Raw genomic sequence first — 14,572 nt, forward strand, 5'->3', positions numbered from 1 at the left:
AGATGCCTTACAGCGAGCTCTGGTACGGCAAAATGTTCGAGCGCAGCATCTGCTGGGTGCCAAGACCATAGTTGGAGCTCAGACCACGCAGTTCGATGTTGATACCGAAGGTGTTGTCGTATTTGCTTTCGCCGCCGTTGTTGTTATCCCAGCCGTTGATCTTACGTTCGTAGCCAAGGCGGATAGCGTAGCAGCAAGAGTTATACTGCACCCCTAACATCTGGTTAGCCGCTTTTTTGGTATTGGTATCGAAGTAGTACGCGCCGACCACTGACCAACGATCGACAATCGGCCAGCTTGCGGTCATTCCCACCTGAGAAATACCCTCTTTATACTGCTGAGCGGTGGAATACGAAGGCAGCGTCGCCTGAATATATTCCGGACTCGCGTAACGGTAGTTCAGTTGCACTAAGCGGTTTTCGTCGCGGCGGTATTCAATGGTTCCGTTGCCGGTTGCGACGTTATCCAGACGCGTATCGTACTGGATCCCCCCGCGTAAACCCCAGTTATCGGTGATGCGCCAGTAAGTATCGCCGGCCCAGACCAGTGAACCCGTGGTGTCGTTATTCTCCCAGTTGATGTTGTCCGCACCGGTACGAGACTCGGTGAAATAGTAGATTTGACCAACGGAAATATTAAAACGTTCAACGGCCGCGTCATCATATACGCGAGATGTGACGCCGGTGGTGACCTGGTTGGCTGACGCGATACGGTCAAGGCCGCTGTAGGAGCGGTCGCGGAACAGGCCGCTATAGTCGGACTGCAGCAGGGTCGAGTCGTAGACGCCAATGTGGCTCTGGTCGCGATACGGGATATACAGATACTGCATGCGCGGTTCCAGGGTCTGGGTATACCCTTCCTGCATATCGCGTTCGAAGACCATTTTGCCGTCGATTTTGAACTGCGGCATCACGCGGTTAACCGAATCTTTGTAATCGGTACCGTTAGCGGTGTTGTACTGATCGAGGTTACTCTGCTGATAGTGGGTCGCCAGCAGCTTCGCCTCGGTATTGATGCTTCCCCAGCCGTTAGACAGCGGCAGGTTGATCGTCGGCTCCATGTGCAGGCGCGTCGCTTCCGGCATATCGCCGTTGGTGTTGACGAAGTGCACCGCCTGCGCATACAGATGGGTATCGAACGGACCGACGTCATTCTGGTAGGCGTTAATATCGAGCTGAGGCTCAGCAGCGTAGGAGTTGCTTGAGCTACGGTCGAAGACCTGGAACTGCTTGGTCGACACGGTGGCGTCAAAGTTCTGGTTAACGTAACCGGCGCTGAATTTCTGCGTCGCGTAGCCGTCGGTACTGGAGCCGTACTTAGAGCTGAAGTCGTTAAAGTAATCCGGGTCGCTGACTTTGGTGTAGTCGGCGTTCAGACGCCACACCTGATCGATAACCGCGTTGTGGTTCCAGTAGAACATCCAGCGGCGGCTGTTGCTGTCGTTGGAGTGATCGTCTTCATACACTTTATCGGAAGGCAGGTAATCGAATTCGAATAAACCTGCGCCCGCCTGGGTCAGATAGCGGAATTCGTTTTCCCACATTACGCCGCCGCGTTTATTCATATAGTGCGGCGTAATGGTGGCGTCGAAGTTCGGCGCGATATTCCAGTAATAGGGCAGCGAGAACTCAACGCCATTTTTAGTGCTGTATTTGGCGTTGGGGATCAGGAAGCCGGAGCGGCGCTTATCGCCGACAGGCAGCTGCAGATACGGGCTATAAAAAATAGGGACGGAACCCAGCTTAAAGCGCGCGTTCCAGATTTCGGCAACCTGCTCTTCGCGGTCATGGATAACTTCGCTGCCGACGACGCTCCAGGTATCAGAACCCGGCAGACAGGAGGTGAAGCTGCCGTTTTCCAGAATGGTATAGCGGTTTTCGCCGCGCTGCTTCATCAGGTCGGCGGTACCGCGCCCCTGACGGCCAACCATCTGATAGTCGCCTTTCCAGACGTTAGTATCTTTGGTGTTCAGGTTCGACCACGCCTTCGGCCCCTTCAGAATGACCTGGTTGTCGTCATAGTGAACGTTGCCAAGCGCATCAACGGTACGCACCGGCTGCGGTTGGCCCGCCGGCTGCTGCTGATGCAACTGCACCTCGTCGGCCTGCAGGCGACTATTCCCCTGATTAATATCAACGTTGCCGGTAAACACGGCATTATCAGGGTAGTTGCCTTTCGCATGATCGGCGTCAATCGTTACCGGTTGATCGTTAGGCTTTCCTTCAACGAGAGGACGATTATAGCTTGGCACGCCAAGCATACATTGCGTGGCGAGATCGGCGGCCATGCCCTGTTGGCTATACAAGGCGCTGGCGATCATGGTGGCCAGGAGGCTGGGGATACGTTTTTTCATACGTTTTATTTGTTGTTCCGTCATCTTGTGGCAGCGGCTTGCAAACGGTCAGAGCCTAACGTACTCATCTTAATCGCGCTAGTCTTAATCCGCTCGTTTCGTTTCTGAGCGTTAGGCACCGTGTAGAATGGCGAGTATGATAAAGCAAATTATAGGCGATGTCCCACATGACCGTGGCGTCAACGCTTGGTAACGTGCGGTCATATATAGCTTAACTGGTAGCAGAAAGATTGGGGAGTCTATGCAGTATTTGGGTAAAGTGATTGGTGTCGCGGTTGCATTATTGATGGGCGGCGGCTTCTGGGGCGTGGTGCTTGGCTTTTTAGTCGGGCATATGTTTGACCGGGCCCGTAGCCGTCGACTGAATTTATTTGCCAACCAGCAGGAACGGCAGTCGCTGTTCTTTTCCACCACGTTTGAAGTGATGGGACATTTGACCAAATCGAAAGGGCGCGTGACGGAAGCCGATATTCATGTGGCGAATGTGCTGATGGATCGTATGAACCTGCACGGCGAGTCGCGCACCGCGGCGCAGCAGGCATTTCGCGCCGGAAAGGCCGATAATTACCCGCTGCGCGAGAAAATGCGCCAGCTGCGAAGCGTCTGTTTCGGTCGCTTCGATTTAATTAGGATGTTTCTGGAAATTCAGCTGCAGGCAGCCTTCGCCGACGGCGAATTACATCCCAATGAACGCGAAGTGTTGTTTGTTATCGCCGACGAGCTTGGTATCTCGCGTGCGCAGTTTGAGCAGTTCCTGCGCATGATGCAGGGCGGCGCGCAGTTCGGCGGCGGCTCGCAGCAGCAATCCTATGGTCAGCGCGGCGGCAATGGCGGCTGGCAGCAGGCACAGCGCGGCCCGACGCTTGAAGACGCTTGTAATGTTCTCGGCGTCAAGCCGACCGATGATGCTACAACCGTCAAGCGCGCTTACCGTAAACTAATGAGCGAACATCACCCGGACAAGCTGGTGGCCAAAGGGCTGCCGCCGGAGATGATGGAAATGGCGAAACAGAAAGCACAGGAAATCCAGAAAGCCTGGGAGCTTATCAAAGAGCAGCGCGGCTTCTGAATCCCGTAAGGCTTCTCCTTCATGGAGAAGCCTTAGTTCGCGCCCTGCGCGCGGCGATACATCCGCCGCGGGTGGCCAATTTTTCCGTACAGCATTTCCACTTCCAGAAAACTCACTTCCACGCAGTGCTCGAGATAACGACGAGCGGTGGTCTTGCTCAGTCCGGTTTCGCTGACCACTTCGTCCACTGAAAAGCAGTGCGTTTCGCGGCCATGAAATAAATTCTGCACCAGCGCCAGGGTCTTTTCCTCGATGCCTTTGCTGCCGTTATCGGCGCGAAAATTTTTAGCCTGCAGCTGATACAGGGAATCAACGTTTTGCTGATCGACGATTTTCCATTCCCGCTGCTGGTCGTAAAACTGAATAAAGCGCTCCAGCGACTGGCTCAGGCGTTTCCACGAAACCGGTTTGAGAATGTAGTCGAAGGCGCCGTTGCGTATCGCCTGGCTGCAGGTTTCCATATCGCTGGCGGCGGTGATGAAAATGACCGAACAATTGGCGTTGGCCAGAATCGGGTCGGTCATCAGCGTGACGCCTTTGCCGTCCGGCAGATAGTTATCCAGCAGGACCAGCTGCGGCGGCCTGGCGTTGAGCATCTGCCGCGCCTGAGAAAGCGAGGCAGCCATTCCCGCCAGCCGCATGCGCGGGTGTTTCTGAATGAGCTCGGCGTGCAGTCGGGCCAGCTCGTTTTCATCTTCGATGATCAGCACATCGACCAAATCATGATGCATCGTTGGCCTCCGGTTGCGGATGGGCTGGCGGGTCAGCGGGAATAAACAGGGTAAATATCGTTCCGCGCGGCGCGTTATCGGCGACTTCAATCGTGCCGCCAGCCTGAGTCACATAATGTTCAATAAGATACAGACCAATACCGTGATCGCCACGGGTTTTTGTCGTCACTCCGCGCTCAAAAATACGCTCGCGAATATCCGGGCGGATACCGACACCGCGGTCGGCCACCTCAATCATCAGCTCGCGGGCGTTGAGTTGAATCAGCACCTCGACCGGTTCGTGCGGTAGTTCGGCGCGTTGCGTGGCTTCAATGGCGTTATCCAGCAGATTGCCGATGATCGAAATAAGTTCCGACTCCATCAGCGACGACAGCGGGCGATCGATACGACAGGCCGGATCAAAGCTCAGTTCAACGCCTTTTTCATAGGCGCGGGTGGCTTTACCCAGCAGCAGGCCGCACAGCGTCGGCGAACGAAATCGCGAGGAGATGAAGTCCAGTAGCTCCTGGGCATGCTCCGATTGCGCTTGTATATAGCGAATGGCTTCGTCGTAGTGGCCCATATGCAGCAGGCCGGAGAGCGTGGTCATGCGGTTGAGCTGTTCGTGGCGCATAATGCGCAGGTTATCGACATAGCGTTTCACCTGGCTGAGCTGAGCGGTGAGGGCGTTGATTTCATCGCGGTCGCGGAAGGTGATCACCCAGCCCTGTAGCGAGTTTTCCAGCATGATGCGCACCCGGCTGGCGAGTACCGTCAACTGGTTAAAGCGACACAGTTCATCGTGCGTATCATTCGCCAGCATTGCGCCGCTGGCGAAGAACGGCTGCGGGGCGATCACGCTATCAATCGATTTGCCGCGCAGCAGATGCGCGGGCTGCTTAAGCCCCAGCAGGCTGCGGGCGGCGTGGTTAATCACCTCAATCCGTCGCTGGCTGTCGATAACGATAACTCCTTCGAAAATCGATTCCATCATCGCTTTTTGCTGGCGTACCAGCAGGCCAATTTCGCGCGGCTCCAGCGAAAAAATCTGTTTTTTAATACTGCGGGTAAAATACCAGGAGAAGATAAACAGGGCGATCAGCAACAGGATGGCGGCGACAAAAATATTCACCACCTTTTGCACGGTGATGCTGTCGAGATAGCTGGTCAGATAGCCGACGGAGACAATGCCGATCACCCTCCCGTTATCATCGACAATGGGCGTTTTACTGCGTAGCGAGACGCCTAAACCACCTTTACGGATGGTGGTGATAGTTTTGCCTTCCAGCACCGCCTGGTTATCGCCGCCCACTAAGCGCGTGCCGACCCATTCCGGGTGTACGGAATGAAACAGGTGTACGCCTTTATCATCGCCGATGACGATAAAGCTGGCGTCGCTGTGGGCGGCGATTTGCTTCATGAAGGCGCCGATAGCCTGCGGGTCGTGCAGGCTGACCTGCTGGCGCAGATTGGGCATCAGCGCAATCTCTTCGGCCTGAATTTTCGCCCTGGCGCTCATTTCCTGATACAGCTGGCGGCTGGCGTCGAGATAATAATAAACGCCAAGCAGAGCGAATAAGATGGAGAAAAAGGCCACCAGGGAGATGAATAGCTTAAATTGAAATGAAACTTTCATAGTTATGCGCACAGTATTTGAGATGCGGTAACGATATCGTCAGCGGCCAGAAGGACAATTTATCTACTGGCGCCTATTTATAAAGGGTAATTATCCGGTTAATAAAAAAACCATAAAAACCACGCTAAGAAATTAGATATATATCACTAGAGTCAATAGAAACCATAAAAACCATAACGACCATTAAAACTTCTTTTTTAATCTGCCCCCTCTCACATTAACCGCGCGCCCGGCCCTCTACCCTGAACAGGAATAATAACTACAGGGCTGAATTTATGAGCACCACAGACAACGCATTCTCTGCAACCCTTGAACCTATTAACAAACCGAAAGCCTCGTTGAAGCAGCGCTGGTGGCACGTGATGGATAGCTGGAAAGTGGGGATTATCCCGCTGCCGCTATTTTTGCTGGCCGGTGGTCTTATCGCGCTGGATTGCCTTGGCGGCAAGCTGCCGAGCGATATCGTGGTGATGGTGGCGACGCTGGCCTTCTTCGGTTTCGCCTGCGGCGAGTTCGGCAAGCGCCTGCCGGTACTCGGCAAGCTTGGCGCGGCGGCGATTTGCGCCACCTTTATTCCTTCCGCGCTGGTCCATTACGGCCTGCTGCCGGATGTGGTGGTTGAATCCACCACCAAATTCTATAAATCGACCAATATTCTTTATCTCTACATCTGCTGCATTATCGTTGGCAGCATTATGAGCATGAACCGCACCACGCTGATTCAGGGGTTCCTGAAGATCTTCCTGCCGATGCTGTGCGGCGAGGTCGTCGGTATGTTGGTCGGCGTGGGAGTTGGCAGCCTGTTGGGGATGGATCCCTTCCAGGTCTTCTTCTTTATCGTGCTGCCGATTATGGCCGGCGGCGTGGGCGAAGGGGCGATCCCGCTGTCGATTGGCTATGCGGCGCTGATGCATATGGATCAGGGCGTTGCGCTGGGACGCGTGCTGCCGATGGTGATGCTGGGCAGCCTGACGGCGATCGTCATTGCCGGCTGTTTGAACCAGCTCGGTAAGCGCTTCCCACATTTGACCGGCGAAGGCCAGCTAATGCCTAACCGCAGTAATGAAACCCGCAGCCTGAGCGAAAGCGAAGGATTTGGCGGTAAAACGGATGTGGCGACGCTGGCCTCCGGCGCGCTGCTGGCGGTGCTGCTGTATATGATGGGCATGCTGGGACACAAATTGATTGGCCTGCCGGCGCCGGTTGGCATGCTGTTCCTCGCGGTGCTACTGAAGCTGGCGAATGTGGTTTCGCCGCGCCTGCAGGAGGGCTCGCAGGTGGTGTATAAATTCTTCCGCACCGCGGTGACTTACCCGATTCTGTTTGCCGTTGGCGTGGCGATTACCCCGTGGCAGGAGCTGGTAAACGCCTTCACGCTGACCAACCTGCTGGTCATTGTCTGCACCGTGTCGGCGCTGGTGGCCACCGGGTTCTTCGTCGGCAAGAAAATGGGGATGCATCCGGTCGATGTGGCGATTGTCTCCTGTTGCCAGAGCGGGCAGGGCGGCACCGGCGACGTCGCTATCCTGACTTCCGGCAACCGTATGAACCTGATGCCGTTTGCTCAGATAGCTACCCGTATCGGCGGCGCGATTAATGTGTCGTTAGGGCTGCTGTTCTTAAGTCATTTCTTATCGTGATTTAGTTCTGCGCTAATAGCAAAAACTGCCATTTCCCTCCGCAGGACGAAGAAAATTTCTTTGTCCTGCGTCCTAAATTCTGTGCAATTAGCGATACAATAGGCGGCGTTATCCGCGATAGCGACGGCAGCTCCGAGCTGCCTTTTTGATCATTAAAGGAGAGGAAAGAATGTCAGTGCATACTCCCGCCCGGGCGGGCGTCAGCATGGAAAATCTGCTGGCGGCGAAAGAGCAGCGCGCAGCCCGTCAACAAGACTGGCTCAACCATTATCAACAACCGGTCATTTCTCTCACCCTGGTAACGCCAGGGGCGGTAAAAGACAGTATTCGCTATCGCAATATGATGGGTGTTGCGCTGCAGGCCTGTGACCAACTTCTGTGGCAGCAGCGCTGGAAAACGCTCGACCGCCAGGTGTTGTGGCTGCCTACCGGCCCGGAAGCGATGTGGTGCGTTGAGCACTCCGCGGAAGAGATCAAAGCGCTATGCAGCGAACTGGAACAGAATCATCCGCTGGGTCGCCTGTGGGATATCGATGTCATTTGTCCGCAAGCGGGGCTGATTAGCCGCCAGGCACAGGGCGAATCGATGCGCCGCTGCTTGCTGTGCGATGAGCCGGCCCACGCTTGCGCGCGCAGCCGTCGTCACGACACCGAGCTGGTGGTCGCTCGCGTCGAGCAGATGATTGATGCGTGGTTCGCCCGCGATTAATCGCGTTTGCGTTAGAGATTTCCCCGGCGGCGAAGCGCAACCGGGGGCGTCCGGATAACGACTTAAAAGTCGATCGGCGCGCGGAAGGTCATTGCGTTGCCGTAAGCGGGATGGGTGATGGTTAACGTTTCGGCGTGCAGTAGCAGGCGCGGGGCCATCGCCAGCGCCTCCGGCGTGGCGTAAAAGCGATCGCCGAGGATCGGATGTCCCAACGCCAGCATATGCACGCGAAGCTGATGCGAGCGCCCGGTAATCGGCTTCAGGCGCACGCGGGCGGTGTTGTCCTCCGCGTACTCCAGCACTTCATATTCGGTTTGCGCCGCTTTGCCGGTTTCATAACACACCTTCTGCTTTGGCCGGTTCGGCCAGTCGCAAATCAGCGGTAAATCCACCAGGCCTTCCGCAGGCTGCGGATGACCCCAGACGCGGGCGACGTACTGCTTCTTCGGCTCGCGTTCGCGGAACTGACGTTTCAGTTCACGCTCGGCGGCCTTATTCAGCGCCACCACAATCACGCCGCTGGTGGCCATATCCAGGCGATGCACCGATTCGGCCTGCGGGAAATCGCGCTGGATACGCGTCATCACGCTATCCTTATGCTCCTCCAGCCTGCCGGGCACGGACAACAAGCCGCTCGGCTTGTTGACCACCATAATGTGCTCATCCTGATACAAAATCACCAGCCAGGGATCCTGCGGCGGATTGTAGTTTTCCATCGCCATTTTCGCGTTCCGTTACTGGTGAGTGACGACGATCAGACGCAGCGCGTCCAGACGCCATCCTGCCTGCGCCAGCGCATCCATCACCTGCTGGCGGTTGCTTTCGATCGCCGCCAGTTCGTCGTCACGGATGTTCGGGTTCACCGCTTTCAGCGCTTCGAGACGCGACAGTTCCGCCGTCAGTTTATCATCGGCTTCGTTACGCGCCGCGTCGATCAGCGCCTGCGCCGCTTTGGCTATCTGCGCTTCGCCCTGTTGCAGAATCGCGTGAACGTCCTGCTGCACCGCATTGACCAGCTTGCTGCCAGTGTGGCGATTGACCGCGCTCAGCTGGCGGTTGAAGCTTTCGAACTCCACCTGCGCGGCGAGGTTGTTGCCGTTTTTATCCAGCAGCATGCGAACCGGGGTCGCCGGCAGGAAGCGGTTAAGCTGTAATTGCTTCGGCGCCTGCGCTTCGACGACGTAGATTAGCTCCAGCAGCAGCGTGCCGACCGGCAGGGCCTTGTTCTTCAGCAGAGAAATGGTGCTGCTGCCGGTATCGCCGGAGAGGATCAGATCCAGACCGTTGCGAATCAGCGGGTGTTCCCAGGTGATGAACTGCGCATCTTCACGCGACAGCGCCACGTCACGCTCGAAAGTGATGGTGCAGCCATCTTCCGGCAGGCCCGGGAAATCCGGCACCAGCATATGATCGGATGGAGTCAGGACGATCAGATTTTCGCCGCGGTCATCCTGGTTGATGCCGACGATATCGAACAGGTTCATCGAGAAGGCGATCAGGCTGGTATCGTCATCCTGCTCTTCGATGCTCTCCGCCAGGGCCTGCGCTTTTTCGCCGCCGTTGGAGTGGATCTCCAGCAGACGGTCGCGGCCCTGTTCCAGCTGCGCTTTCAGCGCTTCATGCTGCTGGCGGCAGGATTTGATCAGATCGTCAAAACCATCGGTGGATTCCGGCGCGGCAAGGTAGTTAATCAGGTCGTCGTGAACGCTATCGTAGACGGTACGACCGGTCGGGCAGGTATGTTCGAAGGCGTCGAGCCCTTCGTGATACCAGCGCACCAGCACCGACTGCGCGGTTTTTTCCAGATACGGCACGTGGATCTGGATATCGTGCGCCTGGCCGATACGGTCGAGACGGCCAATACGCTGCTCCAGCAGATCCGGGTTAAACGGCAGATCGAACATCACCAGGTTGCTGGCGAACTGGAAGTTACGCCCTTCGGAGCCGATTTCGGAACACAGCAACACCTGCGCGCCGGTGTCTTCTTCGGCAAACCACGCCGCGGCGCGGTCGCGTTCGATAATCGACATCCCTTCATGGAATACCGCGGCGCGAATACCTTCGCGCTCGCGCAGTACCTGCTCCAGCTGCAGCGCGGTGGCGGCCTTGGCGCAAATCACCAGCACCTTCTGCGAACGGTGGCTGGTCAGGTAACCCATCAGCCACTCGACGCGCGGATCGAAGTTCCACCAGGTGCCGGTATCGCCTTCAAACTCCTGATAGATCTGCTCCGGATAGAGCATGTCGCGCGCGCGCTCTTCCGCGGTTTTGCGCGCGCCCATGATGCCGGAGACCTTGATGGCCGTCTGGTACTGGGTCGGCAGCGGCAGGCGAATAGTGTGCAGCTCGCGTTTCGGGAAACCTTTCACGCCGTTACGGGTGTTACGGAACAGTACGCGGCTGGTGCCGTGGCGGTCCATCAGCATCGAAACCAGCTCCTGGCGCGCGGCCTGAGCATCTTCACGATCGCTGTTGGCGGCCTGCAGCAGCGGCTCGATGTCCTGTTCGCCGATCAGATCGCCAAGGGTGTTGAGTTCATTATCGTTCAGCTTGTTGCCTGCCAGCAGCAGGGCGACGGCGTCGGCGACCGGGCGATAGTTTTGCTGTTCTTCAACAAACTGTTCAAAATCGTGGAAGCGGTTTGGATCCAGCAGACGCAGGCGCGCAAAGTGGCTCTCCATGCCCAGCTGTTCCGGCGTCGCGGTCAGCAACAGAATGCCCGGCACGCGTTCGGCCAGCTGTTCAATAGCCTGATATTCACGGCTCGGCGCCTCTTCGCTCCACACCAGGTGGTGCGCTTCATCGACCACCATCAGGTCCCACTCGGCGTCGCACAGGTGCTCCAGGCGTTGCTTGCTGCGGCGCACGAAGTCTAAGGAACAGATAACCAGCTGTTCGGTTTCGAACGGGTTGTAGGCGTCGTGCTGCGCTTCGGCATAGCGTTCGTCGTCAAACAGCGAGAAACGCAGGTTGAAGCGGCGCAGCATTTCCACCAGCCACTGGTGCTGGAGGGTTTCCGGGACCACGATCAGCACGCGCTCGGCGGCGCCGGAGAGCAGCTGCTGGTGCAGGATCATCCCGGCTTCGATGGTTTTACCTAAGCCCACTTCATCGGCCAGCAGAACGCGCGGCGCGTGACGACGGCCTACGTCGTGGGCGATGTTCAACTGATGCGGGATCAGGCTGGTGCGCTGGCCGCGCAGGCCGCTCCACGGCATGCGGTACTGTTCGCTCTGGAACTTACGCGCGCGGTAGCGCAGGGCAAAGCGGTCCATCCGGTCGATTTGCCCTGCGAACAGGCGGTCCTGCGGCTTGCTGAAGGCCAGCTTGCTGTCGAGCAGGACTTCGCGCAGGGTAACATTTTCTTCTTGCGTATCCAGGCGGGTGCCGGTGTAGGACAGCAGCCCGTTTTCTTCATTTACTTCGTCAACGTGGAGCTGCCAGCCTTCGTGGCTGGTAATGGTATCGCCCGGGTTAAACATTACGCGGGTGATCGGGGAATCGTTGCGAGAGTACAGACGGTTTTCGCCGATGGCGGGGAAAAGGAGAGTGACCATTCGCGCATCCAGCGCTACCACTGTCCCTAGTCCTAGTTCGCTCTCTGTATCGCTAATCCAGCGTTGACCAAGTGTAAAAGGCATATGTGTTCGGCTCTTTGTTCTTTAATTGCAGGCAATAGTGCATCCTCAGCATAGTTACGCTGAGGAATCAAAATTGGGTCCAGGAATGGAAAGGGCGCTATGGTACTGGATGCCGCGGTGTTAGTCACCTGTCAAAATAGCCCCAGTTGCCCTGTCACTATTGTAGCAAAGTCGTCGTTGACGAAGGGAAGGATTCCTTCCGCCACCGGCTGCAATTGCTTTGACAGATAGTGATCGTAATCGAGCGGCGACTGCTGGTAATCCACCGGCTCCGGGCCGCCGGTAGTCCAGACGTATTTAATGGTGCCGCGCTGCTGATACTGCTGCGCCCGCCCAAGCTTCACGTTGTGTTCATCGGCAAGCCTCGCGGCGCGCACGTGCGGCGGCACGTTGCGTTGATACTCCGCCAGCGGTCGGCGCAGGCGCTTGCGATAAACCAGCTGCTCATCGAGCTCGCCGTTCATCAGCCTGGCGATAGTCTCCCGTACATATTCCTGATACGGCTGATGGCGGAAGATGCGCAGGTACAGCTCCTGTTGAAACTGCTGGGCCAGCGGCGTCCAGTCGGTGCGTACCGTCTCCAGCCCCTTGAACACCATGCGCTGGGCATCGCCTTCCTGAATCATCCCTGCATAACGCTTTTTACTGCCGGTATCGGCGCCGCGGATCGTCGGCATTAAAAAGCGGCAAAAGTGGGTTTCATACTCCAGCTCCAGCGCGCTGGTCAGCTGGCTTTTGCTCAGTTCCTGCGCCCACCAGTCGTTGACATAGGCAACCAGTTTGCGGCCGATTTCCGCCGCCTGCGCTTCGCTATGCGGGCGCTTGAGCCAGACGAAGGTGGAGTCGGTATCGCCGTAGATAACGTCATAGCCCTGGGCTTCAATCAGCGCTTTGGTCTGGCGCATGATCGCGTGGCCGCGCATGGTGATCGACGACGCCAGCCGTGGATCGAAAAAGCGGCAGGCGCTGGTCCCCAGCACGCCGTAAAAGGCGTTCATGATGATCTTCAGCGCCTGCGACAGCGGCTTATTGTGCTGACGCTTGGCTTCATCGCGGCCGTGCCAGATCTGCCCGACGATGCCTGGCAGGCAGTGCTTTTCGCGCGAGAAGCGGGCGCCGAGAAACCCTTCGGTGCTGTGGCGGTCATCGGGCTGCGCCAGTCCCTCAACCAGGCCGACTGGGTCGATTAAAAAGGTGCGGATGATCGACGGATACAGGCTTTTGTAGTCCAGCACCAGCACTGAGTCATACAGGCCGGGGCGGGAGTCCATGACGTAGCCGCCGGGACTGGCCTGCGGGGGAACTTCGCCGAGATTCGGCGCCACGTAGCCCAGCCGGTGCATGCGCGGGAAATAGAGATGACTGAAGGCGGCGACCGATCCGCCGTGGCGATCGGCGGGCAGACCGTTGACCGTCGCCCGTTCGAGCAGAAACGGCATGATCTCCGTTTTGTGGAAGATCCGCGTCACCAGCTCGCAATCCTGTAGGTTATAGGTCGCCAGCGCCGGTTTATCTTCATGGAAGCGGCGATCGATTTCGTCCATCCGATCCCACGGATTGTCGATAGCTTTGCCTTCGCCCAGCAGCTCACGGGCGACGGCCTCGAGTGAAAATGAGGAGAAGTTCCAGAACGCCGATTTTAGCGCTTCGATACCGTCGATAATCAGCCGGCCGTTGGCCTGGGCGAAAAAGACGCCGTTCTTAAAACCGTGCTCGCGCCACTCCAGCTCGCTATTGCCGCGGCCGAGCAGCAGCGGGATGCGGTAGCGCTCGGCGTGTTTTTGCAGGACCCGCAGATCGAACTGCACCACATTCCAGCCGATCAGCACGTCGGGATCGTGTTCGGCAAACCAGGCGTTGAGCTTTTCCAGCAGCAGCGGGCGGCTGGCGACATAGACCAGGCTGAAGCCCACATCCGGCGGCGTGGCGGGCTCGGGGCCTAACATGTAGACCACCCGCTGGCCGCAGCCTTCCAGGCCGATGCAGTAGAGCTCGCCGTGGCGGCTGGTTTCGATATCCAGCGAGACCCATTTCAGCGGCGGGCGGTAATCCGGATTAGGTTTCATGCGCGCGTTAACCAGCTGCGAACCGCGCGTTTCGCCTTCTACCCACACCGGGGCGGTGATAAAGCGCTCCATCAGGTAACGCTCCGGCGGGCGGATATCGCCTTCGTAAACGGTGACGCCGTTTTCACGCAGCTTTTTTTCCAGCCGCATCAGCTGGCGATGCGCGCGGCAGTACAGGCCGAAAACCGGCTGGCGGTGGAAATCTTTTAGCGCAAGCGGGGCCAGACGGTAGCCGTTTTCACCCTGCAACAGGCTTTCAGCCTGCGACCGCTGCGCTTCAGGAATAAACGCGACGGATTCCTGCGGCGGCAGCGTGACCTGCAGCGGGCCGTTATCGGTCGCCAGCCAGAAGGCCAGTTCCGTTCCCTGCGGGGTATCCCGCCAGTGACGGGTGAGTAAAAATCCTGCTTGCGGCTGCGTCACGCGTGCTCTCAACGATAAAAAACCAGGCCTGATTATAGCCTGGTTTCATGATGGGTGCTGGGGTTTTATACAGGCATTCAGCGCCGCGGTTGCCCCGGATTTCGGCTTGCGCCTCATCCGGGCTACGCCCGGCATGTGATCTGTAGGCCCGCGCAAGCGCAGCGCCGCCGGGCAATATCCGCGGATCAGGTGCCGCTTTGCGCCGGATGGCGGCTGCGCCTTATCCGGCCTACGGTTCGTGCCATTGTGAGCTTAAGGTCTCTACCTTGTACCTGTGGCTACTGAAACTGCCGGTGCTGGTGGCCAGAGCCTGGGAGCGCAATGT

Annotated in this window: 9 protein-coding genes; 3 read left to right on the top strand and 6 right to left on the bottom strand. The window is 57.5% G+C overall.

Annotated elements, in window-relative coordinates:
• Positions 1-7 precede the first annotated feature (7 nt).
• Entirely contained in the window at positions 8-2,353 is a 2,346-nt protein-coding gene (gene lptD, locus PGR29_RS20005) for an LPS assembly protein LptD (protein ID WP_032713339.1), read from the bottom strand.
• Positions 2,354-2,594: 241 nt separating this feature from the next.
• Between lptD and djlA the strand changes: the two genes are divergently transcribed.
• Positions 2,595-3,422 (top strand): co-chaperone DjlA, encoded by an 828-nt coding sequence (djlA, locus tag PGR29_RS20010; protein WP_015704375.1) that lies wholly within the window; start codon positions 2,595-2,597, stop codon positions 3,420-3,422.
• 32 nt (positions 3,423-3,454) lie between these two features.
• Here djlA and PGR29_RS20015 read toward each other — a convergent pair whose 3' ends face one another.
• A complete protein-coding gene (locus tag PGR29_RS20015) occupies positions 3,455-4,153 on the bottom strand; it encodes a response regulator (protein ID WP_045397296.1) in 699 nt (232 codons plus the stop codon).
• Complete coding sequence (locus tag PGR29_RS20020; protein ID WP_316425186.1) at positions 4,143-5,768, bottom strand: sensor histidine kinase; 1,626 nt, start codon at positions 5,766-5,768, stop codon at positions 4,143-4,145. The genes PGR29_RS20015 and PGR29_RS20020 overlap by 11 nt, the downstream gene beginning before the upstream one ends.
• 275 nt (positions 5,769-6,043) lie before the next feature.
• On the opposite strand from PGR29_RS20020, the gene PGR29_RS20025 reads away from it, so the two are divergent.
• Positions 6,044-7,408 (top strand): 2-hydroxycarboxylate transporter family protein, encoded by a 1,365-nt coding sequence (locus PGR29_RS20025; protein WP_015368284.1) that lies wholly within the window; start codon positions 6,044-6,046, stop codon positions 7,406-7,408.
• Between the two features lie 169 nt (positions 7,409-7,577).
• Complete coding sequence (gene citX / locus PGR29_RS20030) at positions 7,578-8,117, top strand: citrate lyase holo-[acyl-carrier protein] synthase (RefSeq protein ID WP_113374398.1); 540 nt, start codon at positions 7,578-7,580, stop codon at positions 8,115-8,117.
• Positions 8,118-8,179: 62 nt separating this feature from the next.
• Here citX and rluA read toward each other — a convergent pair whose 3' ends face one another.
• The 3 genes from rluA to polB all read right to left on the bottom strand — a co-directional run bounded on the left by rluA (position 8,180) and on the right by polB (position 14,247).
• Positions 8,180-8,839: a bifunctional tRNA pseudouridine(32) synthase/23S rRNA pseudouridine(746) synthase RluA gene (rluA, locus tag PGR29_RS20035; protein ID WP_002888348.1), complete on the bottom strand. Its 660-nt coding sequence runs from the start codon at positions 8,837-8,839 to the stop codon at positions 8,180-8,182.
• A 12-nt stretch (positions 8,840-8,851) separates the two neighbouring features.
• Positions 8,852-11,758 (bottom strand): RNA polymerase-associated protein RapA, encoded by a 2,907-nt coding sequence (gene rapA / locus PGR29_RS20040; protein ID WP_087860909.1) that lies wholly within the window; start codon positions 11,756-11,758, stop codon positions 8,852-8,854.
• Positions 11,759-11,889: 131 nt separating this feature from the next.
• Positions 11,890-14,247, bottom strand: a complete 2,358-nt coding sequence (polB, locus tag PGR29_RS20045) for a DNA polymerase II (RefSeq protein ID WP_316425187.1) — start codon at positions 14,245-14,247, stop codon at positions 11,890-11,892.
• Between the last annotated feature and the right edge of the window lie 325 nt (positions 14,248-14,572).

The sequence above is a fragment of the Klebsiella sp. 141203 genome, assembly GCF_032601985.1.
Classification (GTDB): Bacteria; Pseudomonadota; Gammaproteobacteria; order Enterobacterales; family Enterobacteriaceae; genus Klebsiella; species Klebsiella aerogenes.

What these genes read in the sequence shown, in the direction of transcription:
- PGR29_RS20015 (WP_045397296.1), bottom strand. Translation starts at nt 4,153, where the DNA reads ATGCATCATGATTTGGTCGATGTGCTGATCATCGAAGATGAAAACGAG.
- lptD (WP_032713339.1), bottom strand. Translation starts at nt 2,353, where the DNA reads ATGAAAAAACGTATCCCCAGCCTCCTGGCCACCATGATCGCCAGCGCC.
- rapA (WP_087860909.1), bottom strand. Translation starts at nt 11,758, where the DNA reads ATGCCTTTTACACTTGGTCAACGCTGGATTAGCGATACAGAGAGCGAA.
- PGR29_RS20025 (WP_015368284.1), top strand. Translation starts at nt 6,044, where the DNA reads ATGAGCACCACAGACAACGCATTCTCTGCAACCCTTGAACCTATTAAC.
- djlA (WP_015704375.1), top strand. Translation starts at nt 2,595, where the DNA reads ATGCAGTATTTGGGTAAAGTGATTGGTGTCGCGGTTGCATTATTGATG.
- PGR29_RS20020 (WP_316425186.1), bottom strand. Translation starts at nt 5,768, where the DNA reads ATGAAAGTTTCATTTCAATTTAAGCTATTCATCTCCCTGGTGGCCTTT.
- citX (WP_113374398.1), top strand. Translation starts at nt 7,578, where the DNA reads ATGTCAGTGCATACTCCCGCCCGGGCGGGCGTCAGCATGGAAAATCTG.
- rluA (WP_002888348.1), bottom strand. Translation starts at nt 8,839, where the DNA reads ATGGCGATGGAAAACTACAATCCGCCGCAGGATCCCTGGCTGGTGATT.